A 23,453-nucleotide genomic window follows, 5' to 3' on the forward strand; every position below is an offset into this window, starting at 1 on the left:
TGCGCGATCCAGAGGCCTTTCGAGAACCAAAGATGTGCGAACTGCTCACGAAACGCAATTGGGGGCTGGTGGCTATACTTGCAGGGTTAGGGGCTGTAGCTGTTTATTGGATGGCCTTCGCCGACTGATCACGCCGCCGGAGTTCATTTATGATTTCCACTGTCCGAACTAGTTTTGAACGATCAAAACGAGTTGCGGTAAGTTGGCAGAACCCGCTGGCAACCGCCCGTTGCCATGGGGTATGGCGGCCCCAATTGCATCGCCAGGCGCGCTGGGGCCGCCGCCTTCGCGGCTAATACAAGACGCAGGCCCCGCCGCTTTTTCCCAACTTTCAGACTCGACTTTTGATGGAATGTGTCGATGGGCAGGCGCTGCACTGACGAAGATATTCGGGACCTAAAACAACTGGCGCAGCAACACTCTGTTCCGAAAATTGCTGAGATTATGGACCGAACGGTGGCCGGTATTGTTCTCAAGGCCCATAAACTGAAGGTCTCGATGAGAAGCCGCAATCAGGACAAATGCGAGAATTTCGTGCGTCGATCCAAGAGCCGCGGGCTTTGAGTTGGCCAACCAAGATTTAGCTGGGTCATCAGGAGAACGCATCCTTGGCCCGCAATAGGGCGGGAGAGGCGGGGTTTTTGACTTTCACCCAGTTAGGTGACCTGCCGGGCCGGTACGGTCGATCATCCAGCTTGGACACCAAACCCTCTAGGCCCATCATGCAGGCGTGCCGGAAGAGTTCGGGCCCGATCTCGCCGCGCTCGAAGTCGGATATGAAGATGCCGTCAACGCGCCGCGCCAGCAGCCTTGCAAGGTTAGCCTTCCTCATGGTGAGCGGTAGTTTCCCGATATCGTCACCGTCCGTCACCAGCATGTCGAAGGCGAAGAACTGCACCTCGTCATTGTGCTTGCGACTGTGCAGCTCGTCAAAGTCGGAGATGCCATCCACGCCAAGCAGGACCGCTTCGCCGTCGATCGCGAATGAGGTGTTCCGGATCCGGAGCGCAGCGTCTGTAATCAGCGGGTAACGGTCGCTCCAGTCGAAACCGTTCCGTGTGAACAGACGTACGCGCTTGCCCTCGCGAGGAACGATCAGCGGGTAGTTGCTTGACCTCATGGATTCAGCTTATGGAGGTCGGGACCTTGGTGGCGCGGGGCGGGATGCAGGGTTCGAACGTGGCGCTACGCATCAGCCTTTAGGGACTTTGGGCTGGATCTCGCCCGGGCCCGGACAATACACAGACGACCTCTAATCGCAAATCGGAGGCGGCATCTACGTGATTGTTCGTCATCGTACCAACATTCAACGGCTATTAGTGGGAACGGAGCCACGCCTAGGTCGAGGTCGCCCAGATACGAAAACGGAAGCGCAAGTCTAGCGAGTGTATTTTCCGGAGTTTCGACATCGCACGTGGGCCGCTTGTGGCACCTTTGAGACATGCCCGCCTATCCTGAGAGCGTCCGTTCACCGGCGTAGACCGGAAGTCGCCGTGGTCCGGTCAAACCGACGCGAATGACCCATTTCGGAAGTCAGGCCGAGCCGCCTATGAGACTGGCGCGTCTTTCTCTCTCGCTGGCGGTTCTAGGCTGCTGTATAGTCCTTCTGATTGCGGGACGGCACCTTTGCGGGGTGAGCCTCATGAGACGACGGGAGTTCATCGCGCTTATCGGTGGTGTGACCATCTGGCCTTTTGCGGCGCTCGCGCAGCAATCCGGCAAGCTTTGGCGGCTTGGCTACGTCGGCACGGGTGGAATAGGCGATCAACTGCTACAGGCCTTCACGCAAAAGCTGGAAGCTCTCGGTCATCTCCAGGGGAAGAGCGTTGTCCTGAGCCGCGTGAATGTGCTGCCGGAGCCAAAGGCAATCGAACTGGCCATCACGAGGCTGCTCCCTGACAGCGACGTTCTGGTTGTATGGGGAACGCTTGGTGGCGCAGTAGCAAAGCGCGTGAATTCCAGTATTCCCACCGTCTTTCTGTCGGTCGGCGCTCCCGTCGATATTGGATTAGCTCAGAGCCTGTCTCGCCCCGGCGGGAACATGACCGGGGTTACGTTTGAAGCGGCGACAGAAACGTATGCGAAGCGATTACAGATGCTGAAGGAGGTCGTACCGACCTTCGAGCGGATCGGCGTTTTAGCTGCGAAGGGTGATCCGAATGTTGAGTTCGCGCTGAGGTCAATTGAGAAGGCTGCCTCTGCGATGAATGTCGCATTGACCACAGTTTATGTCGAGACAGCGGATGACCTGCCCACAGCATTCGATCAGATGGAGCGAAATCGCGTCAACGGGTTGATCGTAATCGCGGGCATTCTCACCGCCATAAACGCAAAAACGATCGCCGAGCTCTCTCTCGCTCATCGTCTACCAAGTTGCCATGCGTTTCGGGAAACGGTCCTCGCGGGAGGTTTGATAAGCTTGGGCCCTGATCTTCTTGCGATAGCAAGACAGGGTGCGGTCTACGTTGATAAGATTATTAAAGGCGCAAAACCTGCCGATCTTCCGATCGAACAACCAGATCGATACGAAATCTACATCAACCTCAAGACTGCCAAAACATTGGGTCTCGAAATCCCAGCACATCTTCTTGCCGGCGCCGACAAGGTGATAGAATAGTTCAGGCCTTGCTGCATAGTCCGCTTGTGGCACAAAACGGACGTGCCTCGCAAATCCGCCGACGTCCGTTAATGGAGGTGGAGCGGACCACGTATGCGGCAGCGTGCTCGTCGATGTTGACGGCGTTGAGACGGATCGGCGGCGGCGCGCGCAGCAGCGCGAGCACGTCGGCCTCATTGCGGACGTCGGCGCGCAGCGCGACGACCGCGAGCCGGAAGGTACCGCGCGTCCAGTTCTCGTGGATCGCCACGAGGCGACCTTTCTTCCGGGTTAGCCGCGCTCGGCAATCGCGCGGGCTATCAGGATAAGCTGGGAAAAAACGGGGACCCGTCGACGGTAGTCTTCACCTGCGCACGAATAGCGCGCTCCAATCGTGCCGCTGCCGCCCACCACGGAGGGTCGCGGTCGGGACGACGAAAGGTGCTCCCTCATACGGGTTCGAGGGAGATAGGTTTAGCATTTGCTGATCGTATGCCTGCCGCACAGGTGGTGCGGGTTTCGGCTTCGGTAAGGCAGGAAGCGGTTCAAACAGATCGCGCTCGTTGCGCAGGGCGGCGGCGAGCGCGATAGCGGCGAGCTTTTAGACGTCGTTTGACCAATGCTCGCGCATCGCCTGACCGGCGCGTTTGATCATGCTCTGCTCGAAGCAGATCGCGCGACCTCCACCTGACTTGCTCGTGATCTCCTGAGGTTAGGGCCTCGGCTCGGAGAGGTGGCGCGGCGCGCGGGCCGATTTGTGGTGCTGCCAATGGTGCATGACTGCTTCGGGATGGTTCCAGCGTAGGAGCTGCGTCTCATCGAGGGTGCTACGCTATTGCTCGATAGCGTCGCAGTTCTCGACGCATTGAAGGAGGCGGTATCCCTGCAGTCGCTATCGGTTGAAGGTCCAATTTGGCGTTGAACTGGCGGAAGTCCCCATGCCCGCTGGTAACGGTGATCATGGCGCCGGATGGATAGATGCGTGGGCCCTTGACGATGCCCTCGTCGATGGCACTTTTGAGACCGAACGCCGGTCCACCAAGGTCGCGAACGGTGGTGAAACCGCGCATGAGTGTGTCAGTCGCCTCGGCGCCAGCCGTGAGATTGTTGTAGCCGACGTCACCGAACGCCTGTGCCGGTGTTGGCCGTATCAGCATGGTGTGCCAATGATTGTCGATCAGGCCGGGCATCAGCGTGCGCCCGCCGCCCGCGATGATGCGCGTGTCGGCGCGGCGATCAACCGCAATCGGGGCGATCGAGATACGTTCGATGACGTTCCCCCGAACAAGGACATTCGATGCTGCGGAAAGCGTGGCGCTCTTGCCGTCGAAGATGCGGACATTCTCGAACAGAGTTACTGATGATCCTTCCTGTGCATCAGCTGGATGACACAATCCGATTGCGAACATGCAGAACACTGAGGCAAGGAAGGTTTGTCGAAGCGTATTTTTCATCTTGTTTCCTTCGATCTCAATTTCGGTAGTTGGCGGGGCAGGGCGGCGAAGAGGCCGCGTCAAAGCCTGGATTTCCGGCAGGCGTGACTGGCTAAAGGGGTGTCGGTCAAAGATGTTCGGGCAACATGGGTCACCTCCAGGCTGGCCTACAACTCCGGCTTGACAGGATGCCGGTCGCCTTGACGTAACCAGAAGGTCATCGTAAGACCGATCAAAAAACACCGGCAGTTGCTTTTGTAAAAGGTCTGCCCTGCCGGAATCGGCGGGGTGATCTTTAGCTATTTCACCTGGTGGCGAATTAGGTTCATTCATGGCCGCGTTCTGTCAGCTATCTGCACGCCTATCCGTCCAACCGCGAATGTTAACTCCGCTTCAGATGGAGGGCGCGAAGCAGCATTTGCGTCGGATGCGCTGCGAGCGACGGAGGTAAGCAGAAGTCAGCGGCAATACCGGCTCGATACCTGATGCGATCTGCCGCTTGATGCACGGACCCAGCAACGACCCTGGCGCCAATAATAATGGCTGCGCGAATGCCGCCGATGGCTTCCCGCCGCCGCACCGGCGATTGCACCAACAGCTGCACCGCGGCGGCCACCTACGGCGCCTCCGATGATCGCTCCAGATACCGCGCCACGTGCTGTAGAACTCTGCGCGAGTGCGTCCTCCAACGGTATGGTCATCGCCATACCCAGCAAGAGCAGCGAAAATACAATCCGACGCATTGGGGCACTCCTCTGATGCTGGACTTTCCGATACGTGCTTTTCCGTCCCCGCTTCTCACAAATTGGCCGAGACTTTGCGATCTTGTTGCGCTGCAGCGCTTCCTCTTTGAGTTCCATTTTATTAACGCTGCTGTCGAAGCACAAGAAAAACTCGCTGCGACCCTGACCTGTTTACTCAACGAGTCGTCGACATTGATGTTGGTCGTGATGGGATCGTTAGCTACGTGCTTATGAGTCTCAACCCTAGAACGATCCAAAGGTAGATCCCAGAATGATGACCGCCACCAGGGCGAAGAGCGCGCCAACGATTCCAACCATTACGATATCGAGATAACTCTCGCGATGCGTCGATCCACAGACGGCGAGCAGCGTCACGACCGCGCCGTTATGCGGTAAGCTGTCGAGCGTGCCGGAGCCAATCACGGCCACGCGGTGCATCAAGCCGGGATCAATGCCCTGCTCCGCGGCAATACGCATATAGGTTGACCCCAGCGCATCGAGCGCGATGGTCATGCCGCCGGAGGCTGAGCCGGTCAGCGCCGCAAGGATGTTGGTTGCTACCGCGAGCGAGACCAGCGGTCCGCCGCCGATCGACAGTACCCAGTCGCGCACAACCGGAAATGCCGGCAGCATCGCGACGACGGCTCCAAATCCCACGAGGCTGGCGACGCTGAAGGCCGGCAATACCGACGCATTGGCGCCGGCATCCATACTCGCGCGCAAGGTCGGCAGCCGCTGCCAGTTCAGCACGATCAGCACCAGGATGGCGGTTGCCAGCGCTACTGCCACCGACCACACACCTGCCACTGCAGACAGCGAAGTCCCGCCCCAACGCTCCTCGGTCAGGAAGGAGAAATCGAGGCGCGGCAGGATGACCAGCGACATCGTGAGATTCATGGCCACGACAACAACGAGCGGCAGCATAGCCACGGCAATCGGTACCGCGGCATCGCTATGGCGTCCACGGCCCAGCTCCGCCGGATCGAATTCGCGCGCTGTGGTGGCGCGCTCGCGAATGATCTCGTTGTCCGCAATCGAACCGGGCGCAACATCGGCGCCGCCATAGCCTTCGCCCGCTTTTCGCGCGGCAGCTTCGGCCCGGTCAAGCCACCACAGTCCGAATCCGAACATGATAATCGAGGCGATGATACCAAGGCCGGGCGCCGCGAACGGCGTGGTTCCGAAGAACGGCATCGGGATCGCGTTCTGAATAGCGGGCGTCCCCGGAAACGCCGTCATGGTAAAGGTCGAGGTGCCCAACGCGATTGCCGCAGGCATCAACCGTCGTGGAATTTCAGCGGCGCGAAACAGCGCCTGCGCCATCGGAACCAATACAAAGAAGGCGACGAACAGGCTCACTCCGCCATAAGTCACCATCGCACCGGCAAGCACCACCGCCAGAATCGCGCGGCGCGGGCCCAGCTTCTCGGTCATGAAACGCGCAATGGCATCGACCGAGCCGCTGTCGTCCATCAGTTTGCCGAACAGCGCGCCGAGCAGAAACAGCGGAAAGAATTGCGCGATAAACTGCGCGGCGCTGTTCATGAAGGTTTGGGTCCAATGCGCCAGCAGCGGTTCGCGCGAAATCGCAGCCGCTATCAGCGCCGCCGCGGGCGCCAGCAAGAGTACGCTCCAGCCGCGATAGGCCAGCCAAATGAGCAGTCCGAGCGCGAGGAGAATTCCGAGAAGCCCCATGGATCACACGCCTTCGACCATGCGGTCGATATCGAGGGAGGAGCGTTTGCCGATGCTGCCTCCATGCTCGGTCAGGAACTCATCCGCGGCCTTGCGTCCCTCGTCGCGCAACATGGTGAGGAAGTCCCATTCGGCGTTCATCTTGGAGGAAGAGCCGAGCGTATCCATGATCTTGTTGCGCACCAGATGGACGCGCATCCTGGCCCATTGCGCGCCCTCGCCGTTGCCGGGATCCGCGGTCCGGCGCAGCAGCGCCATCATGCGCAATTCCTTGATCAGCACGGCGTTGAACGATACTTCATTCAGCCGATTGAGAATTTCGGAGGCGGATGTCGGCGTGCCGGGGCGTTCGACCGGGTTGATGGGGATGATGATGGTGTCGTCGGAAACCAGTTCGGTGACCAGCGGGGTCAAGGTCGGGTTGCCCGAATAGCCGCCATCCCAATAACTCTCGCCGTCGATCTCCACCGCCTGAAATAGTGTGGGCAGGCACGCCGAGGCGAGCAGCACGTCCGGCGTGATATCGGCATTACGAAACACGCGCGGTCGCCCGGTGCGCACGTTGGTGGCGGTGATGAACACCTTGATGGGAGAATTCCTCAGCCGCTCAAAATTGATTCCTTTCTCCAGGACCGGCAGCAGCGCATTAGAGCCGGACGGATTGAGATCATAAGGCGAAAATAATCGGGACATCGTATTGAGCATGAAGACCAGAGGCGAATTGTCCATGGTCCAGCGTCCCAGCATGCGGTCCACCGGACTGCGCTGGAACGGACTGAAGCGTGAGGCTTCGGACACATGCCGCCAATAGGTCTCAAGCGCCGCCTGCGCGCCTTTTGCTCCGCCCTCGGCAAAGCCGTCGGCCAGAACCGCGGCGTTCATCGCTCCGGCCGACGTGCCTGAGATGCCTTCGATCTTGAGCCACTGCTCTCCCAGGAGGCGTTCCAGCACGCCCCATGTGAAGGCGCCGTGAGAGCCGCCGCCTTGCAGGGCCAAGTCGACCAGAACGGTTTCGCGATCAGCATGGGAAGAGATCGTCTGCATCTCGGCTCCTGGATTGCGACAAGTGTTCACGTTCAACAGAGATGAGCTTTCGCCTCCATGAACCCTATCGCTTGTGGTCAAGCAGGCAAGCTGCCTCTCGAAGAATAATTTATCGTCTTCGTCACAACCCCTTTACTAATGCAGCGGCAGGAAGATCGGAACGAGGAGCACGCTCACGGCCGCGGCGATGACGGTAAACGGCACGCCCACCTTCACGAAATCGCCAAAACTGTATTGTCCGGGACCCACGACCAGCGTGTTCACCGGCGAGGAAATCGGTGTCATGAAAGCCGCGGACGCGGCCAGCGCGACGATCATCGCGAACGGATAGGGCGAGGCTCCGAGGTCTTTGGCGATGGCCAGCGCTACGGGCGCCATCAGCACGGCCGTGGCCGTATTGGAGATGAACAGGCCAAGCGCCGCGGTGATAACGAACAAGGTCGCCAATACGAGACGCGGCGCGGCACCTCCGACCAGGTTGACTACCGCGTCGGCAGCGAGGTCGACCCCGCCCGTCCGCTGTAAGGCAAGCGAGAACGGCAACAAGCCGACTATCAGGATGAGGCTCTTCCAATTGATGGAGCGGTAGGAGCTGTCGAATCAACGCAGCCCAAAAGCCCCATCAGCAAGCAGCCAATAAGCGCGGCCTGAACGTTTGGCACCAGACCGCTTATCATCAGCGCGACCACCAGCCCGAGTACTGCCAGTGCATGCGGCGCACGCCGCGCGGCTGGAAGAACCTCCTGCAGATCCGCTGGCATGTTCAGTACGACGATGTCGTCCATGTCGTACTGGAGATTGCGAATGTCGGACCAGAAGCCGATCAGCAGGAGAGTATCTCCGATCTTCAGCCTCTCCTCGAGCAGTCCGTGTGCGACCACTTTGCTGCCATGCCGCAACCCGATGACGGTGAGGCCGTATTCGGAGCGAACGCCGGCTTCAAGCACGGTCTGGCCGATCAATTTGGATTCGGCGGGCAGGAGGACCTCCGCCGCGCCGATCTCTTGAGAAAGGTCGGCGAAGTAGTTCCCGGTGTCGCTGAGCGGAAGCGGCTGAAGCTTCAGGGAATGCCACAGCTTGATGATGGCCTCGCTCGATATGTCCGCATCGGCAAGCAACACATCGTCAGCCTGCAATTCCGTCCGCGCCGTCGGACGGAATATCCTGGCTGCAACCCCTGTCCCGCGCTCGATGGCGAGAAGGTTGACGCCCGCGGAACGCAGCGACAATTCATCGAGGCGTTTTCCGACGAGCGATGAACCGGGACTGATGCGAGCCCGCTTTTCGCGTTCGGCGAGGCTGTATTGCTCGATCCACCGCCGCAGGCTCGGACGACGGTCCGCCACAGCCGGCAGGTCTGTCTTGGGAGCCAACAGGCCGCGCGCGAAAAGCATATAGACGATGCCGAGCGCGAGCACCGGCAGTCCGAACGGGGTAAAGCTGAAAAAGCCGAATCCCTGCGCACCCTGGCGGATCAGTTCGGCGTTCACGACCAGATTGGGCGCCGTTGCCACCAGCGTCAACATTCCGCTGATCAGTGCGGCAAAACTCAGGGGCATCATGAGCCGGCTCGGCGCCGTGCCGCGGTTCTGCGAGATGCGCAGCACCACCGGAATGAAGATGGCGACCACGGCGGTTGAACTCATCAGGGAGCCGAGGCCGCCAACCGCTGCCATCAGCAGGATCAGCAGGCGGTTCTCGCTGCTACCCGCCTGCCGATCGAGCCAATCGCCCAGCCGTCGTGCGACGCCGGTCCTCACCAAGCCTTCGCCGATCACGAATAGCGCGGCGATCAGTACGATCGACGGATCGGCAAACCCCGCCAGCGCTTCGTTGATGGTAATGATGCCGGTGAATGGCATCGCGACCATTACGAGGAGCGCGACCGCGTCCATACGGGGCCGGTTGATGACGAACATCACAATTGCGGCCGTCAGCGTGAGCAGGACGAGGGCAAGATCGAGGTTCATTGATGCTTTCCAGCGCCGCGAAGTCGGCTACTGTGCTCATTGGCAATAGGCGTGTCCAGTTCCCGGCAATTAAATTCGTTCCGCGCAATTAAAGGCAATCCGGGTGGAGGCGAGACGGACATGGCGAAGATCGGTATCGTGCACGTGACCGAATATACCTACCGCAATCCGGTAGGCTTGCTGCGCCACAAGCTGATGATCCGGCCGGACGAAAGCCACGATCTGCGCCTGCACAGCGCAGCGCTGAAGGTCGAACCTGAGCCGACTGGCATCTACTGGAAAAATGACGTCTTCAACAATTCAATCTGCTTCCTGGAATGGCCCGCCGCACTCAGGACCACGCGGCTCAGCATTATATCGACGCTCGATATCACGCATCATCCCGACGGTCAGTCGCTGCCGGTATACAGGCTCGATGCAACTGCCGAGTTGTTTCCGTTCTCCTACGCAGCTCATGAGATTCCCGACCTCGCGCCCCTTGCGGAACGCCAGATGCCGGACCCCGATCGAAAGGTCGACGCCTGGGCCCGCCGTGTCGTAGCCGACGCAGAAAGCAAGCAGACCTTGAATGTGCTGGAAGCGATGACGCATGCCATCAAGGAGGAATTCCGCTGCGGCGCGCGCCACGAGGAGGGTACCCAGACCGCAGCCCAGACGCTGGCGCTCGGTTCCGGCACCTGTCGCGACTTCGCGGTGCTGATGATGGAAGCGCTGCGCAGCTTCGGCCTCGCCACGCGTTTCGTCACCGGCTACTTGTACGACGACACCGCGGGTACGACCCGGGGCGGTGGCAGCACGCACGCGTGGTGCAGCGTCTATTTGCCCGGCGCAGGGTGGGTCGAATACGACCCGACCAACGGTCTGGTCGCCGGGGCGAACCTGGTTCGCGTGGGCGTGACGAGGGAAGCCGAGCAAGCGCTGCCGATATCAGGCGGCTTTATCGGTAATGCGGACGATCCGACCGGGTTGCACGTGGATGTATCGGTCCATGCCACACCGATAGTCTAAGCGCACACCACCGGCGCTGCCGCCCTTCGTCTTTATTCAGGCGCGGACGCGAAACGCTCAGACGGGTACCCGGAAGTGCCTGATCCTTAGGGCTGTGATGCTCGCTCACGGTGCATCTTGCGCCGTGTCCTACAGGGTATAGTATGCTGAGCGCAGCGTTGGTGAGGCATGCTTCCGGCGGATCCATAAGGATACGATCATGTCGAATTACGATCAAAATGCAGCCACCTCTTCCGCCGACCGCACTGTTGCGGCGCTTGATGCTGGCCTGCGTGCCTACATGCTCCGCGTATATAACTACATGGCCATCGGCGTTGCTCTGACAGGTCTCGTCGCGATGCTGACCTATCAGCTCGCCGGCCCTGCGCTGCTTCAAAGTCCGCTGATGTGGGTGTTCATGCTGGCACCGCTGGCGCTGGTGTTTTTTATCGGTGCACGCATCAACACACTGTCGGCGGAAACGGCGCGCGTGCTATTTTTCGCCTATGCGGCCCTGGTCGGATTGTCGCTCTCGACCATCTTCTTCGTCTACACTCAAGCTTCGATTACGCGTGTGTTCTTCATCTCGGCGGCGACCTTCGGAGCGCTAAGCCTCTGGGGTTACACCACCCGGCGCGACCTGTCGGGATTCGGCACCTTCTTGTTTATGGGTGTAATAGGCATCGTGATTGCAAGCCTGGTTAATCTGTTTTTGAGGTCGAGTGGTCTCGATTGGATAATCTCCGTCGTCGGCGTCGGCGTCTTCGCAGGCCTCACCGCCTACGATACCCAGCGCATCAAGGGGATGTACGACCGTAGTGACGACGCCGTTTCCACGGGCCGCAAGGCCGTCCTGGGCGCGTTGTCGCTGTATCTTGATTTCATCAACCTGTTCATGATGTTGCTGCGTCTGGTTGGCAACCGGCGCTAGAGCGATCCCGCTTGGGATGTTAAAATTTCGTAAGCCGGTTGTTTTGCATGGCCCTAAGGGCCATTTGGCGTTCGACCGCCGCGAAGCAAGCTGACGATGCGTGGTGGAAGTCCGGCACTCACGCCGCCAGCCCGCACCAGTCGGCCAATTCGAAGATCGCCCAGATAATGTTTAGATCCATCAAGACCTTTATGTCTTTTTTCGCCGAGGATGAGCAGTCGAACAATCAATCCCGGAACATCCGGTGCCAGCTCGCGACCGCGGCATTGCTCACGCGCGTAGCGACCGTTCACAGCGAAATGTCGGAGGCAAGGCGGAAGAAGCTTTACGCCGTTTTGAAATCGCATTTTGATCTAAGCGATGTCGCTACAGTCCAGTTGATCCAGGAATCCATCGAGGTCGACCGGACCGCCGCAGATCTCTACCATTTCACCCGTCAAATCCTTCAGTTCATGAACGACGAAAGCCGCCGCCGAATCGTCCAGATGATGTGGGAAGTCGTCTATGCCGACAGCAGAGTAAATGAATATGAGCACAATATTATCTGGCGTGCCGCCGATCTGCTCGGGGTATCCACGCGCCAGCGTGTCGAACTGCGCCAGCGAATTGCGGCCGATCATGCAGCGTCGCCGGCTGTTTGACGATTAGCACCATTCCCGCCGGTCGGTCGGAGCCGGTACGAAGGACGGCGGAGCGTTTCAGCGAGACATTGCTGGCAAGGATGCCCGAATGCGTTCCGGGAAATCGGATGCGCCATCGGCGGCCTGCACCGCGTCGTTGATGAGCGAGCGTTGCCGCAATTCGTCGAATGGCAGCGTCGAATTCATGCGGCCCGAACGGTAAAGGTAGCTGTCTGCCAAACCGTTGAGGACATGGCGGATGTCGAGCCGGCCAGTCCGGCCGGCAGCGTTTGCGTAGCGCACGATGTTGATCGTGCAGCTATTGGTCAGCAGGTGATAGGATTCCGGGTGATCGGCGAGTACGTTGATCCGCTCCAGATAGAGCAGCAGCAGCCGGCGCGCATCGTCGGCCGTGGTGTTGAGGCGATAAAGGTAGATCGGCTCATTCCGGTGGTTTGCGCGGACGCCGACGAGGTCGCGCTCTTCACCCACCACGTAGATCAGCTCGAATTGCTTGAACATGGAGGCGATGGGCGCAAAGCCTTCGCCCACTTCCGGCCGTGTTTCGATCGAGATACTCAGCGGCGGCGCGTTGTCGAAGATAAAGCTTACGAAGGTGTGTCCGACCGGCCCTTCCATGAAGTAGGACACGTAGAAATCCAGACCGGTAACGTGCGACAGCAATATCTCACGCTCTTTATAACGCACAGTGAAGTCGTTCCGGCTGCGATAATCAAAATCGCGTACCCCCGTGATGCGTACGCGGTCACCGTCAATGACCGCCCGCGGCATCAACGCGACTTCCGTCCGCCAATTGCGATTCTGCAAGGGAGGAATGAATATCCACCACGCCACCACGCCGAGAAACAGCACGACGAAGACAGCGGACATGCGCCGCCGACGCGAAAACCACAGCGCCCAGATCGCGAACGCCGCAAAGGCGGCGGCCAAACCCAGACGCAGTTCGGGCCATGGCAGATTGGAATAGTAGATGGCCAGGGTGACCCATGTGATGAGCAGGATCCGGCAAAGAAACCAGATCCCAACGATTAGCCAGCCGAGCAGTCTGCGCAGCAAACTCGGCGGCCTCCCCGGTGCCCGCAAATCCTGCATCCTTCATAACCACCAAAATTCGCTTCACGTCGTTGGCATCGATGAGTATGATGGAAGCGGACGGCGGCGAAAACCTAGGTCGATTATCTACGGCGGATCGTCAAATGACAACCAGCGACACCATCCGAAATCGGCCGGTATTGGTTCTGTATGGGCTGATGATTGTCACGCTCGCCGGATTGCTGCCGTTCCCGCCGCTATTGCAAAACCAGAACTATCATCAGTTCGCCGACCAACGCAATTTGTTCGGCATACCGAATTTCTGGAACGTAGTTTCGAATCTTCCCTTCATTGCAGTCGGCGCAGCCGGCTTGTTGCGATTGCGTCAGGCATTGCTCCCGGCTTACTGCACGCGCGCTTATGTGTTGGCACTTTTCGGACCTGGCGCTTCCGGTGATAGGGAGAGCACAAGTTCGCCGCGCTCGATTTTCTCGTTCGTCGTCCGTCGGAAAAGCGCTAGGCTAAGCGACACAAAGCTAGGCCGCGGCACCCCAACCAATCAGCGACGCGGCCTAAGGTAGAAGCGATCAGGGAGCGCGAAAATGGGCATGACCTATTTTGATCTCGGTCCGTATAGCCGCAAAGTCACCACGTCATCGCCCGATACCCAGCTTTGGTTCGACCGAGGGCTCAACTGGCTGTTTGGGTTCAACCATGGCGAGGCGATCAAATGCTTTCAGAAGGCGTTGAAGCACGACCCCGAATGCGCCATGGCGCACTGGGGCGTGAGTTATGCCTCGGGGCCCAACTATAACCTGCCCTGGGTTCGCTATGACCCGCATGGCCGACAGATGGCGCTGTCGGCATCTTACGATGCCCTGGAGGAAGCGCTTGCGCACGCCCGGAAGGCAAGTGCGCTCGAGCGGGCGATGATCCTGGCCCTCACCGCGCGCTATCCCCAGCGCGAGGTGATCGATGATATGGCGCCATGGGACAAAGCCTACACCAGGGTGATGCGCAAGGTCTTCGCTGCCTTTCCAGACGATCTCGAGGTCCGAGCGGTCTTTGCCGAGTCGCTCATGAACGAGACACCGTGGCAGATGTGGGACCTGCCCTCCGGCGCGCCTGCGGAAGGCGCGGGCACCGAGGAATGCAGGACGGTGCTGGAATACGCTTTCGAAAGACTTCCGGCTGCATGGGATCACCCGGGCCTGCTGCATCTCTACGTCCACCTGATGGAGATGTCGCCTTTTCCGCAGCGGGCACTGCGGGCCGGTGATCGCTTGCGCGAGATCGTCCCGAACTCCGGTCACCTCATCCACATGCCGACGCATCTCGATGTGTTGTGTGGGCACTACAATGACGTCCTTGTCCACAATCAGAAGGCGTTAGCGACTGACCGCAGGTTCCTCGCCTATTCGGATGACCCGGGTGTCTATCTGGTCTACGTCATCCACGACTTCCACTTCGCGATCTATGGCGCAATGTTTCTTGGCCAGTACAAACCGGCAATCTCGGCGGCCGAAGAACTGATCGCCACGATTCCGGAGGCGGTGTTGCGCATTGAGTCGCCACCGATGGCGGATTTCCTCGAGGGCTACCTGACGATGAAGCAGCACGTCCTCGTGCGCTTCGGTAAATGGCACAAAATCATCGCGCAAGGGCTAGCGGAAGATCGTGACCTTTACTGCTCGGTTGTCGCCATGTTGCACTACGCCAAGGTGGTCGCTCATTCGGCGCTTGGCAATGTCGCCGAAGCAGAGATCGAGAAGGCGTCGTTCATGGCGGCGAAGACCCGGGTGCCCGAGAGCCGCCGCGTACACAACAATACTGTCGTCAGTCTGCTGAGCGCGGCCGAGGCGATGCTGAACGGCGAACTGGAATATCGAAAGGGCAACCATGACGCAGCCTTCGCGCATCTGCACAAATCAGTGGAACTCAGCGACTCGCTGCCCTATGACGAGCCTTGGGGATGGATGCAGCCGACCCGTCATGCACTTGGGGCACTTCTCCTCGAACAGGGACGGATCGAGGAGGCCGAGGAGGTGTATCGCTCTGATCTCGGCCTTGACGGCAAACTGAGCCGGGCCTGCCTGCACCCCGATAATCTGTGGTCGTTGCACGGGCTGCACGAATGCCTGGTCCGTCGCGGAAAAAAGGTTGAGACGGCTCTGATCAAGCAGCGGCTCGACTTGGCGCAGGCGCGGGCGGAGAATCCAATAAGGGCGTCCTGCTTCTGCCGTCGGATGGAGATCGCGGCCGAGTAGTCGATCACGGCGTATGGGTGCGCTTCGCACGGGCGCTGTGGGGCCAAAGGGGCAACGTTGCCGCACCACTAGGCCTTGGCGGGCGGCCTTTTTGGTTACCCGCGGGGTACCCACGTACAAAAAATTCAAAGTAGAGCTGATGTAACTAATTGATTAATGGCCGCCTGTTTTGGTAACCGTTGGCCAAGCGTTAAAAAAGCTGGCGTCTTAACTCGTTGCGGCTAACCAAAGGCACTATTCGATGTCATCTGGGCCTCTCTGTTTTCAGACCAAGCGCACCTGTTCTCTGCGTCCATGTCCTCAACGTCTCCGAGGGTAATTGCCTTTCCGTTTGGTAGGAAAACGGGTTGGGCACGATACTTGGCGATTGCCTCTTCCAGCGTCGCGCTGGCTGCTTACCTGGAAGTGGGGGTTCGGGCGCCTCGAACAAAGGGAAGAAATTGGCCTGGTCGTCTATGCCAATCGGGAAGGTCAGCCTTGACAGCCATTCCGGCTTGTTCAATTCGGGGACCGGAAGAAGGCTGAACGCCTCTCTAAAGCTATCCTCGGCTTGTCTTGCAAAATCCCGTTCGAGTTCAATCAACGATGGCCCCCAAAGATAGCTTAATGCGTCCTCCGGAATTTCCAGCAACGTGGTCTGCCGCCTACCGTCCTTTTCATGAAGACCAATGATCTTAAAGATCCGCCCTGTTTGCCACACGCAAAGTCCCCAGCGAACGCCTCAAGGTTTCTAGCGTTCGCTGAGATGATCAAATATCGATGCTGCACTAGAAACCCCCAAACTTGTGGCTCGCGTCGCAAAAGGTCGGCTCGCGCGATAGTATCGGTAGGGGGTCTCGCACGGCAACTTAGGAGTGAGTGTGCTTCCTCAACCGCAACGCCAGCGCGACGAAGATCACGCCGATAACCACGGAATAAGCGCCGATCACCCAGACGAGCACGAGCGCACCGGCACCCGGAGCCAACATCATACTGACCCCGAATAGCACCGAGATGATTCCGCCGAGGATCAAGAGCCACTCGTTATCTATCTCCTTCCGGAGCTTGACCGCGCCTATGATTTGAAGCACTCCGGTCGCGATCGCCCATCCAGCAATAAAAAACAGAAGCACGATCGCGGTGAGACCGGGCATCATGAATGTGACGAGCCCGGCCGCAATACCAAGTAGGCCGATAATGGCCAACCACCAGCGCGATCCCGGAGCACCGCCGGTTATAGCCGCAACGACTGCGAGCGCACCATCGACAAGCGCGAATGCACCGTAGAACAGAATCAACGTGACAAGGGTCAAGCCAGGCCAGGCAAAGGCTAGCAAGCCGAAAATAATCGCCGCAACGCCGCGCAAGAACAGCAACCACCAGTTCTTTGCCAATGCGTGCACCATGGCCGACCCGAGACCTGGCCCCGGACGCCGATCGGTTTGTATCGTGCTCATGGAAACCCTCCCGATAGTCGGAAATGGTTACCTAGCGTAATCTGCGATCAGCCAAAAGCAACGATTTCTTCGAATTCGGAAGCGAGGCTAGCGCGGAGATACATGTAAAGGTGAACGACTGGAGGATGGGCTCCACATGTTGGACCTCGGGACGATAATCGCAGGAGCCGATCTAGAAGTGTTGAAAGATGGTCGAGCCGGAAAAGGGGCATGCAGGGCAAAAAAGCAGGATGCTCGCTTGTCGGGCTGTAATGGAACTTTGCAGAGCATGCTGCGTCGTCATTCGAGCGCCCCTCGAACCGTACAATAGAGACAGCGGTGTTTAGTTGGTTCAAGCCAAATAGGCAGCGAGAGCAGATCCAGAAGGATCGCAGACATCTTGAAGCCAGGGCTCGGCGGCTGTTGAAAAGCTACTTGTCTGCGGACGGCCCATCGAAAGCAGCAATATATGAATTGGTCGCTGGAGCAGTTGCAGGATGCCAGCCGGATGTTTCTGACGCGAAATTGGACGGTGTGCGGCTCGCTCAAGCCTCTGCCCAAGTAGCCCTCAGGGTCGTTCGGATGCGTGAACACAAAGCATTCGATGACAGCGATAAATTTGCGGCATTGATCACTGATGCCTACGCAACGGTAGCCATTGCATACCGCCGTGCCTCCGCCGCCTATACGGTTGATGAGGAGATGCAGAAGCTAGGGACTGCGGCTGTGCACCTTGTCACCATAGCAACCTCATACGTGGCCTCCCATTCGCATGACATACTGCAGAGCTAAGACTGTTCGGCTTAAAGAGCGTTGATCGTGTATAATGCTTCGTCCGCCTTACAAACTGGGATGTTATTTTGTTAGGCAGCAACGTACGGACACTTGTTGAGTTTGTAGAAGAGCCGAAGGCTAAGGGAAAAAGTTGATCCAGCGCAGCGCGTGTTCAAGTGAACGTTCACGCGCTAGAAACGATGTTTTAATCGTCGCAGTCCCAATGTGCCCCGTTCCAATGAACACGTTAGGCCGGAAAACCATAGGGGCTAACTGCCCTAGGTTGGCGCCTGTCTTTCAGACAGATAATGGGCGCGGACTTTCCGAAGTACCGCCGGAGGTCGCTGAGACGAGGACCGATCAACGCGACGGCTGCCCGGAGTTCGTACGGTTGAAGCTGCATATCCTTGGCCCAATGATGAACCTGGAGGTCGTTCGTAGGGTCGATCAGAACCGACGTGTATGGGACAGGCTTGTGCATGGCGTTACTCAACAAGGGGTCAGGCGATAACCTGCAAGCAAAATCCAGGTTCCTCCTTCACAATGGAAATGTACGGTGCGCCCCCGATGGAGACATCGCCGTCTTCAATCCCTGCTCATCGGCGGGTGCGAGGCAGGCATGGTTGCCGTTCTGCTGATGCCCAATACGCACACAAAGATAAGCCTCGGCTCACCAGAGACGAGCGTGCGGCAAAGATGAGAACGGCCCGACGGGACGCGGGTCCGCGTATAGCGAAGGCGATGTCAGCAGTCAGAGGCTGACACTTTTTCCGCCGCCGACGACCTGACGGTGGGACGATTGAACAGCTAAAGAAATCGCCTGCGTGGCATCGGAGCTCTTGAACGGCCCGTCCGGACATCCATATAACATCCATTCAGATGGTCAATGGATGGTGCAAATGTCCGCAGTTGTTCGAGAACTCAAACCAAAGCCCGCCGATACCGAAAAAATCACGATCAACCTCGGTTATGTCGACCTTGGGCATGTGGATCTGATGGTGCAGGAAGGGTTCTATTCAAATCGCACTGATTTCATTCGAACTGCGATCCGTAACCAACTCGAACGCCACGCGGATGTAGTCAAACAGTCAACGGCCCGAAAAAGCCTGGAACTCGGTTTGCGAAACTACAGCCGCGCGGATCTCGAACAGGCGCGCCGGACCGGTGAGATGCTGCACATCAATGTTCTCGGCCTTGCCAGCATCGCTCAAGACGTCACGGCCGATCTCGCCCGCGCCACCATTGGCTCAGTCTCCGTGCTCGGAGCTTTGCACGCCAGTCCCGCCGTCAAGGCCGCCCTCGCCGACAGAATAAGGTAAACCAGATGCTGAACCAGGACACACTTCGCGAAGCCACACGGCTGACGCAAGCAGGCCAACTTGCGGAAGCCACGGCGTTGCTTCAGCGCATGCTCCGCGGGGACCGCGCGCCCGACGCGCATTCGCGCACACCAGGGCGCATTGCCCTTCCAGGCAGCGAGCCGCCCACCGTCGATGCGAAGGCCAATGATAGAGAGGAGACTGGTGGCGCGCACCTGACGCAGGCTACACCCTTCTCATCCCCCAGGCTTCAACCATTATTCCGACGAGCAAAGGATGGCTCTTGGCTCGGAATGCGAGGCGCGAAGCGCACCCCGCCGTCCGCGCTGGACATCGCGCCCGAGGGCACGAAGTTCATGGAGGCTGTCTACAGCAACCCGGCGGGAAGCCGCGCTTACAAGCTCTTCATCCCGAGCGGATATCGGGGACAGCCGCTTCCTTTGATCGTGATGCTGCACGGCTGTACACAATCGCCCGACGAGTTCGCTGCCGGTACGCGCATGAACTTCATGGCAGAGGAACAAACGTGCTTCGTGGTCTATCCTGAACAGCGCAGCGACGCCAACCAGTCGAAATGCTGGAACTGGTTTCGCACAGCCGACCAGCAACGTGGCGGCGGCGAGCCCTCGCTTATCGCGGGCATCACCCGACAGGTCATGCGCGATTATTCGGTCGATCCAAAACGCGTCTATGTCGGCGGACTGTCGGCCGGAGCGGCCGCTGCGGCTATCATGGGAGCGGCCTACAACGATCTCTATGCGGCAGTCGGGATCCATTCTGGCCTCGCTTGCGGGGCCGCCACCGACATGCCTTCCGCATTTGCCGCCATGCGGCAAGGTGGAGGGCACGGTCGGAGAGTCATTTCCTGCAACGCGCCGCCTGTGCCCGCAATTATTTTTCACGGCGACCGCGACACCACCGTGCATCCAAGCAATGCCGGTCAAGTTGTTGAACAGGCCATCGGCCAAACGAGCACGCAAATAGCGCTGCATCGCGGCCAGATACCTGGAGGCCATGCATACAGCCGCACTACTCATACTGACGCGGACGCACGCAAAATCCTAGAGTACTGGAACATCCACGGCGCCGGACACGCATGGTCGGGCGGTAGCCCTGCAGGCTCGTACACCGATCCCCGGGGACCGGATGCAACGAGGGAAATGCTTCGTTTTTTCCTGGATCATTCGCTCCCAGCGAAGTAGAGCGCGCTTTGGAGATGCCGGGATTTATCGATGCGATCATGTGTGCAGGTGTCATTTTTCGGACCCTGACGCATCTGATCGGTGGCATTCGCTAATCGGGTAGCCTCAGGCGTAAACCCTGAGGTGACAACTTATGGCCCGCACTGGCTACGCCGCCCTCGTCAGCACAGCGATCAGGACCGGGACACGCAGCGTGTGATACGTTCCCCACGCCCTCTGGTACGACGCAGCTTGAGTCCGCGCGCTAGGGTGCTAGCGTATGCACGTCTATCGCGTGCATAATCAGCCTAACTCGGTTTTGCGTTGCTGTTTGATGATTGTTTTCGTTTCCTTTGCTGCGATACCACGCCGCTGGCGGCGGTCGATGAGACGCATCACCGGAGTAACCGACACACCATGCAATACGATTGAGATGAGTATAATGAACGTGGTTGTGCTCCAGACTACATCAACCTTATGGAAGGTCTCCTTCTGAAGGGCATACGCAAGATAGTAAATCGACCCTAGTCCGCGAATACCAAAGAAGCTGATGACCGCACGCTCGGTTGACGGACACGCCGTACCTGCCAAGCAAAACCATCCTGCCAGCGGTCGCACGATAAATATTGCCAATAAGGCATATCCGATAGAACTCCACGTGAGTGCATCTAGAAGCCCGCCGCTGGTGATGGCTCCCCCAAACAGAACGAGCAAGATCATCATCAATAGTCGTTCTAGTTGCTCGGAGAAATCATGAAGGGTTTGGTGGTACTTATGATTTCGTTCTGCGGCCCGGAGCGCCAAGCCTGCGACAAAAACTGAAACGAAGCCGTATCCATGCAGGGCTTCGGCAATGCCGTAGACAGCAACCGTTATTCCCAGCGCAACAAATCCGTCCCCCGTCCGCGAGAGTTTGGCCCGATTGGGCATTCGAAACACCAGCCATCCCAAAGCAAAACCAAGGAGAACACCAATGCCGACTCCTACCGCTAAACGCCAAACCACCTCCACGCCCAGCCAACGAAGAACCCACGGATCGCCGGTGCGTCCGGCTTCGGCTATAGCGATTGCGCACATGATGAAGGGGAATGCCAGTCCATCGTTCAAACCGGCCTCAGATGTAAGTGCAAACCGTGTGTCGTCTTCCTGACCGGATTTGGGCGGTCCAACTTGTACGTCGCTTGCTAATACAGGGTCTGTTGGAGCAAGGGAGGCGCCTAGTACCAATGCAGTTGCGGCGCCCAATCCCAACATCGTGTGACCAAGCCAAGCAAGTGCAAAAATCGTGATGGGCATGGCTATGGCCAGGAGGCGCCATGTCATCATCCAGGACCTCCAGCCGATCTTACGATCAATCTTAAGGGCAGCCCCCATTAGCGAAATGATGATGACGAGTTCTGTCAGCCGCTCCACAATTGGCAGGTGATTTGCGGGATGAGGAATTGAAGCATGCAAAGGAAGGGCGAAAACCGCTGCCCCAATCGCTACGCAAGAAATAGGAAGCGACAGCGGCGCTTCACTTAAAACCATCGGCAGCCATGCGGTCAAAAGGACCAAGGCGCCAAAGCCGATCAGCAGAAAAATGTAAGAGTCCAAAAATCTACCCGTCCTGCAGATATTATGCGCGTTGCTCCGCACTAAGCCGTAGCGACAATTGTTACGGCCGGAATAAGGTTCCCAATCATTGCGCTAATAGTTGCGCCTCGTGAGGGGCGATAACTTTTATCTGGCAGAGGCCCGGTCGGGGCTGATTTGCTCGTTCGGGCGCTTCCAACGAACCGAGGGGCTTCAGCCACCGCCATCGTCAGAATGACCTTGTCCTGGCTACGGGGACCGGGCCGCGGGGCCTAGCGGGCAAACTGATCGTCGTACCCTCGTGTGGCCAATTAATAGCAAAAGGGTTGGGGGGCAGGCGACACTTGGGCTTTTCGAGCATTCTGAATGCGTGAATCTAAAGCTGATTGGCCCGTAGGCCCGCGGCTAGTGCCACAGGCGTCACCGTGGAACCTTCGTTTGAAGCCGCGGTTAAGCCCTCAGGGATCAAGGAGGATTTGATGACTACAGAAGAACGAGAAACAGTCAGTTTAATCGGAAGCGACAAAGTCGAGGGCACTTCTGTTTTCGGAGCGGACGAAACGCAAATCGGTTCGATTGAGCGCGTGATGATCGACAAGCGGTCCGGCAAGGTCTCGTATGCGGTCCTGAGCTTTGGCGGCTTTCTTGGTATAGGCGACGATCATTATCCTCTGCCGTGGCAGTCACTCAAGTATGACACCAATTTAGGTGGCTACCGAACGGGCATCACCGAAAAGCAGTTGCAAGGCGCGCCGAAATACAGCAGCGACAACGATTGGAGTTGGGAAGATCGAACCCGTACTCGGGGCGTCGACGATTACTACGGTGTCATCCCTACCTGAGCCAGTAAAACGTGCTCCTGTCGCCTTCATTTGCATTTCGCTGGCATCCGACGATGACCGTTAAAGCGCGAGTTGTAGAGGCAGGATCGGTCGGATCTTCCGATCCTGCTTCCATCGAGCGGTCATTTTGCGCAAAAAGTCTTCGACGAATCCGTTCAGCGCGCGCTCCTCATTTAGTGGGATGATCCGGAGCGTGCATATGCCCCGAAGGGTGTTGTGGCGATGTGATCTACATCACTAACGATAGCACGGACCACGATGTCTGCCGAAGCTGACAGTCGATGCAAACTTTCGGCGGGATTGGTTCCGCTCATACCGGTATCCTGCGAGGAGTGGGACTGCCTCGGCCAAAGGCCAATGCGGTGCCACGCCCGGTTCCTCAAGCCTACCAACTGACAATCGCTTAGATTTGGACTTACCGAACCGAAGGCCAACTTGTAAGCGCGCCCAAAAACAGCGACCTCCGTTCGACCCATCTGACCCGCTATCTGTATTGGGCTTTGGCCCGCCATCACGAGTGCTCGAAGCTGCTCTTCTTCCAAAGCAGTCCAAGCTGGGATGAGAGGCGTCCGGACGCGGCTTAAACTAATCCCTAATCTACGCGCTGCCTTACGAATGGCACGCGGCGCTCGACCTGATTGACGACGCAACTATCTCCATGAAGCGGCGCTCCTCCTCAAACGACCACCGGCTCATCAAAGCATTCCTAAACTCGCCGCTTAGCTAACTTCCTTGAACATCCCTATCTTTCGTCCCAATTGCCATAGCTCGACGTCATGGCCGTCCACTAGCTGTTTGGCCTGCTTTTTGGCGGCCTCGTCATTCTCGCAGACTAGATCGATGCGGCTTTTGATGCGGCCGTCCGGACCTAAGAGATAGGCGCGGTAATCTTGCATTTGCTGTCCTCAGGGTTTGAAGACACCTAGCCCGTGATTCTACGGTCCCGTCTGTCCGGTTCTGTACACAATGCCAAACGGGCGCTGGACGGTGCAAAGTCCGCATGGCATT

23 protein-coding genes and 2 pseudogenes are annotated in these 23,453 nt (G+C 58.4%); 11 read left to right on the top strand and 14 right to left on the bottom strand.

The window, feature by feature from the left end; genetic code table 11:
• Window positions 1–592 precede the first annotated feature (592 nt).
• Window positions 593–1,120 (bottom strand): ATP-dependent DNA ligase, encoded by a 528-nt coding sequence (locus tag JQ629_RS30950; RefSeq protein ID WP_249135394.1) that lies wholly within the window; start codon window positions 1,118–1,120, stop codon window positions 593–595.
• Window positions 1,121–1,262: 142 nt separating this feature from the next.
• Between JQ629_RS30950 and JQ629_RS37320 the strand changes: the two are divergent.
• Both JQ629_RS37320 and JQ629_RS30955 read left to right on the top strand, forming a co-directional pair.
• Window positions 1,263–1,382: pseudogene (locus tag JQ629_RS37320) on the top strand (glycerol-3-phosphate 1-O-acyltransferase PlsY); the annotation flags it as partial.
• 260 nt (window positions 1,383–1,642) lie between these two features.
• The gene (locus tag JQ629_RS30955) at window positions 1,643–2,617 is read left to right on the top strand and encodes an ABC transporter substrate-binding protein (protein ID WP_212415835.1); all 975 of its coding nucleotides are present in this window, start codon (window positions 1,643–1,645) and stop codon (window positions 2,615–2,617) included.
• A gap of 1 nt (window position 2,618) precedes the next feature.
• On the opposite strand, the gene JQ629_RS30960 is transcribed toward JQ629_RS30955, so the two are convergent.
• From JQ629_RS30960 to JQ629_RS30990, 7 genes and pseudogenes are all read right to left on the bottom strand, one after another.
• Window positions 2,619–2,867, bottom strand: a complete 249-nt coding sequence (locus tag JQ629_RS30960) for a hypothetical protein (protein ID WP_212415836.1) — start codon at window positions 2,865–2,867, stop codon at window positions 2,619–2,621.
• A gap of 598 nt (window positions 2,868–3,465) precedes the next feature.
• Window positions 3,466–4,005 (bottom strand): annotated as a pseudogene (locus tag JQ629_RS30965) (amidohydrolase family protein); the annotation flags it as partial.
• Between the two features lie 482 nt (window positions 4,006–4,487).
• Window positions 4,488–4,889 (bottom strand): YMGG-like glycine zipper-containing protein, encoded by a 402-nt coding sequence (locus JQ629_RS37805; RefSeq protein WP_349631353.1) that lies wholly within the window; start codon window positions 4,887–4,889, stop codon window positions 4,488–4,490.
• Window positions 4,890–5,015: 126 nt separating this feature from the next.
• Window positions 5,016–6,467 (bottom strand): GntP family permease, encoded by a 1,452-nt coding sequence (locus JQ629_RS30975; RefSeq protein WP_212415838.1) that lies wholly within the window; start codon window positions 6,465–6,467, stop codon window positions 5,016–5,018.
• Between the two features lie 3 nt (window positions 6,468–6,470).
• Entirely contained in the window at window positions 6,471–7,511 is a 1,041-nt protein-coding gene (locus JQ629_RS30980) for a patatin-like phospholipase family protein (RefSeq protein ID WP_212415839.1), read from the bottom strand.
• A gap of 135 nt (window positions 7,512–7,646) precedes the next feature.
• A complete protein-coding gene (locus JQ629_RS30985; RefSeq protein WP_212415840.1) occupies window positions 7,647–8,057 on the bottom strand; it encodes an SLC13 family permease in 411 nt (136 codons plus the stop codon).
• A gap of 8 nt (window positions 8,058–8,065) precedes the next feature.
• Window positions 8,066–9,481, bottom strand: coding sequence for an SLC13 family permease (locus tag JQ629_RS30990; RefSeq protein WP_212415841.1), 1,416 nt, complete (start codon window positions 9,479–9,481; stop codon window positions 8,066–8,068).
• Window positions 9,482–9,532: 51 nt separating this feature from the next.
• On the opposite strand from JQ629_RS30990, the gene JQ629_RS30995 reads away from it, so the two are divergent.
• The 3 genes from JQ629_RS30995 (at window position 9,533) to JQ629_RS31005 (ending at window position 12,040) form a co-directional block, all read left to right on the top strand.
• Window positions 9,533–10,489, top strand: a complete 957-nt coding sequence (locus JQ629_RS30995; RefSeq protein WP_349631352.1) for a transglutaminase family protein — start codon at window positions 9,533–9,535, stop codon at window positions 10,487–10,489.
• Between the two features lie 199 nt (window positions 10,490–10,688).
• On the top strand, window positions 10,689–11,399 hold the full coding sequence (locus tag JQ629_RS31000; RefSeq protein WP_212415842.1) for a Bax inhibitor-1/YccA family protein: 711 nt from the start codon (window positions 10,689–10,691) through the stop codon (window positions 11,397–11,399).
• Between the two features lie 47 nt (window positions 11,400–11,446).
• Window positions 11,447–12,040, top strand: a complete 594-nt coding sequence (locus tag JQ629_RS31005; protein WP_212415843.1) for a tellurite resistance TerB family protein — start codon at window positions 11,447–11,449, stop codon at window positions 12,038–12,040.
• A gap of 57 nt (window positions 12,041–12,097) precedes the next feature.
• Here JQ629_RS31005 and JQ629_RS31010 read toward each other — a convergent pair whose 3' ends face one another.
• Window positions 12,098–13,096 carry a lipoprotein N-acyltransferase Lnb domain-containing protein gene (locus tag JQ629_RS31010; protein WP_249135395.1) on the bottom strand — a complete coding sequence of 333 codons (999 nt, stop codon included), beginning with the start codon at window positions 13,094–13,096 and terminating at the stop codon, window positions 12,098–12,100.
• A gap of 140 nt (window positions 13,097–13,236) precedes the next feature.
• On the opposite strand from JQ629_RS31010, the gene JQ629_RS31015 reads away from it, so the two are divergent.
• Together JQ629_RS31015 and JQ629_RS31020 are read left to right on the top strand one after the other, a co-directional pair.
• The gene (locus JQ629_RS31015; RefSeq protein ID WP_212415845.1) at window positions 13,237–13,653 is read left to right on the top strand and encodes a hypothetical protein; all 417 of its coding nucleotides are present in this window, start codon (window positions 13,237–13,239) and stop codon (window positions 13,651–13,653) included.
• Window positions 13,654–13,674: 21 nt separating this feature from the next.
• The gene (locus JQ629_RS31020; RefSeq protein WP_212415846.1) at window positions 13,675–15,339 is read left to right on the top strand and encodes a tetratricopeptide repeat protein; all 1,665 of its coding nucleotides are present in this window, start codon (window positions 13,675–13,677) and stop codon (window positions 15,337–15,339) included.
• A gap of 244 nt (window positions 15,340–15,583) precedes the next feature.
• On the opposite strand, the gene JQ629_RS31025 is transcribed toward JQ629_RS31020, so the two are convergent.
• The gene (locus JQ629_RS31025; protein ID WP_212415847.1) at window positions 15,584–16,039 is read right to left on the bottom strand and encodes a hypothetical protein; all 456 of its coding nucleotides are present in this window, start codon (window positions 16,037–16,039) and stop codon (window positions 15,584–15,586) included.
• Window positions 16,040–16,187: 148 nt separating this feature from the next.
• On the bottom strand, window positions 16,188–16,775 hold the full coding sequence (locus JQ629_RS31030) for an HdeD family acid-resistance protein (protein ID WP_212415848.1): 588 nt from the start codon (window positions 16,773–16,775) through the stop codon (window positions 16,188–16,190).
• Between the two features lie 318 nt (window positions 16,776–17,093).
• Here JQ629_RS31030 and JQ629_RS31035 point away from each other — a divergent pair, with 318 nt between their 5' ends.
• On the top strand, window positions 17,094–17,546 hold the full coding sequence (locus JQ629_RS31035) for a hypothetical protein (RefSeq protein WP_212415849.1): 453 nt from the start codon (window positions 17,094–17,096) through the stop codon (window positions 17,544–17,546).
• A 229-nt stretch (window positions 17,547–17,775) separates the two neighbouring features.
• Here JQ629_RS31035 and JQ629_RS37990 read toward each other — a convergent pair whose 3' ends face one another.
• Window positions 17,776–18,009 carry a DUF3606 domain-containing protein gene (locus tag JQ629_RS37990; RefSeq protein ID WP_212415850.1) on the bottom strand — a complete coding sequence of 78 codons (234 nt, stop codon included), beginning with the start codon at window positions 18,007–18,009 and terminating at the stop codon, window positions 17,776–17,778.
• A 418-nt stretch (window positions 18,010–18,427) separates the two neighbouring features.
• Here JQ629_RS37990 and JQ629_RS31045 point away from each other — a divergent pair, with 418 nt between their 5' ends.
• Together JQ629_RS31045 and JQ629_RS31050 are read left to right on the top strand one after the other, a co-directional pair.
• Window positions 18,428–18,847: a ribbon-helix-helix domain-containing protein gene (locus JQ629_RS31045; protein WP_212415851.1), complete on the top strand. Its 420-nt coding sequence runs from the start codon at window positions 18,428–18,430 to the stop codon at window positions 18,845–18,847.
• 5 nt (window positions 18,848–18,852) lie between these two features.
• Window positions 18,853–20,049: an extracellular catalytic domain type 1 short-chain-length polyhydroxyalkanoate depolymerase gene (locus tag JQ629_RS31050; RefSeq protein ID WP_212415852.1), complete on the top strand. Its 1,197-nt coding sequence runs from the start codon at window positions 18,853–18,855 to the stop codon at window positions 20,047–20,049.
• A 282-nt stretch (window positions 20,050–20,331) separates the two neighbouring features.
• On the opposite strand, the gene JQ629_RS31055 is transcribed toward JQ629_RS31050, so the two are convergent.
• Complete coding sequence (locus tag JQ629_RS31055) at window positions 20,332–21,624, bottom strand: cation:proton antiporter (protein WP_212415853.1); 1,293 nt, start codon at window positions 21,622–21,624, stop codon at window positions 20,332–20,334.
• A gap of 458 nt (window positions 21,625–22,082) precedes the next feature.
• Here JQ629_RS31055 and JQ629_RS31060 point away from each other — a divergent pair, with 458 nt between their 5' ends.
• Window positions 22,083–22,445, top strand: coding sequence for a PRC-barrel domain-containing protein (locus JQ629_RS31060; RefSeq protein WP_212002082.1), 363 nt, complete (start codon window positions 22,083–22,085; stop codon window positions 22,443–22,445).
• 719 nt (window positions 22,446–23,164) lie between these two features.
• Here JQ629_RS31060 and JQ629_RS31065 read toward each other — a convergent pair.
• Window positions 23,165–23,341, bottom strand: a complete 177-nt coding sequence (locus JQ629_RS31065) for a hypothetical protein (protein ID WP_212415854.1) — start codon at window positions 23,339–23,341, stop codon at window positions 23,165–23,167.
• Window positions 23,342–23,453: the final 112 nt, after the last annotated feature.

Origin of the sequence: Bradyrhizobium sp. AUGA SZCCT0222, assembly GCF_018130205.1 — a bacterium.
GTDB lineage: Bacteria > Pseudomonadota > Alphaproteobacteria > Rhizobiales > Xanthobacteraceae > Bradyrhizobium.

Coding starts and splice junctions, on each gene's coding strand:
- JQ629_RS31045 (WP_212415851.1), top strand. CDS start 18,428: ATGTCCGCAGTTGTTCGAGAACTCAAACCAAAGCCCGCCGATACCGAA.
- JQ629_RS31000 (WP_212415842.1), top strand. CDS start 10,689: ATGTCGAATTACGATCAAAATGCAGCCACCTCTTCCGCCGACCGCACT.
- JQ629_RS30990 (WP_212415841.1), bottom strand. CDS start 9,481: ATGAACCTCGATCTTGCCCTCGTCCTGCTCACGCTGACGGCCGCAATT.
- JQ629_RS30980 (WP_212415839.1), bottom strand. CDS start 7,511: ATGCAGACGATCTCTTCCCATGCTGATCGCGAAACCGTTCTGGTCGAC.
- JQ629_RS31060 (WP_212002082.1), top strand. CDS start 22,083: ATGACTACAGAAGAACGAGAAACAGTCAGTTTAATCGGAAGCGACAAA.
- JQ629_RS31020 (WP_212415846.1), top strand. CDS start 13,675: ATGGGCATGACCTATTTTGATCTCGGTCCGTATAGCCGCAAAGTCACC.
- JQ629_RS30950 (WP_249135394.1), bottom strand. CDS start 1,120: ATGAGGTCAAGCAACTACCCGCTGATCGTTCCTCGCGAGGGCAAGCGC.
- JQ629_RS31065 (WP_212415854.1), bottom strand. CDS start 23,341: ATGCAAGATTACCGCGCCTATCTCTTAGGTCCGGACGGCCGCATCAAA.
- JQ629_RS31050 (WP_212415852.1), top strand. CDS start 18,853: ATGCTGAACCAGGACACACTTCGCGAAGCCACACGGCTGACGCAAGCA.
- JQ629_RS31005 (WP_212415843.1), top strand. CDS start 11,447: ATGGCCCTAAGGGCCATTTGGCGTTCGACCGCCGCGAAGCAAGCTGAC.
- JQ629_RS31015 (WP_212415845.1), top strand. CDS start 13,237: ATGACAACCAGCGACACCATCCGAAATCGGCCGGTATTGGTTCTGTAT.
- JQ629_RS30955 (WP_212415835.1), top strand. CDS start 1,643: ATGAGACGACGGGAGTTCATCGCGCTTATCGGTGGTGTGACCATCTGG.
- JQ629_RS30975 (WP_212415838.1), bottom strand. CDS start 6,467: ATGGGGCTTCTCGGAATTCTCCTCGCGCTCGGACTGCTCATTTGGCTG.
- JQ629_RS37805 (WP_349631353.1), bottom strand. CDS start 4,889: ATGGAACTCAAAGAGGAAGCGCTGCAGCGCAACAAGATCGCAAAGTCT.
- JQ629_RS37990 (WP_212415850.1), bottom strand. CDS start 18,009: ATGCACAAGCCTGTCCCATACACGTCGGTTCTGATCGACCCTACGAAC.
- JQ629_RS31030 (WP_212415848.1), bottom strand. CDS start 16,775: ATGAGCACGATACAAACCGATCGGCGTCCGGGGCCAGGTCTCGGGTCG.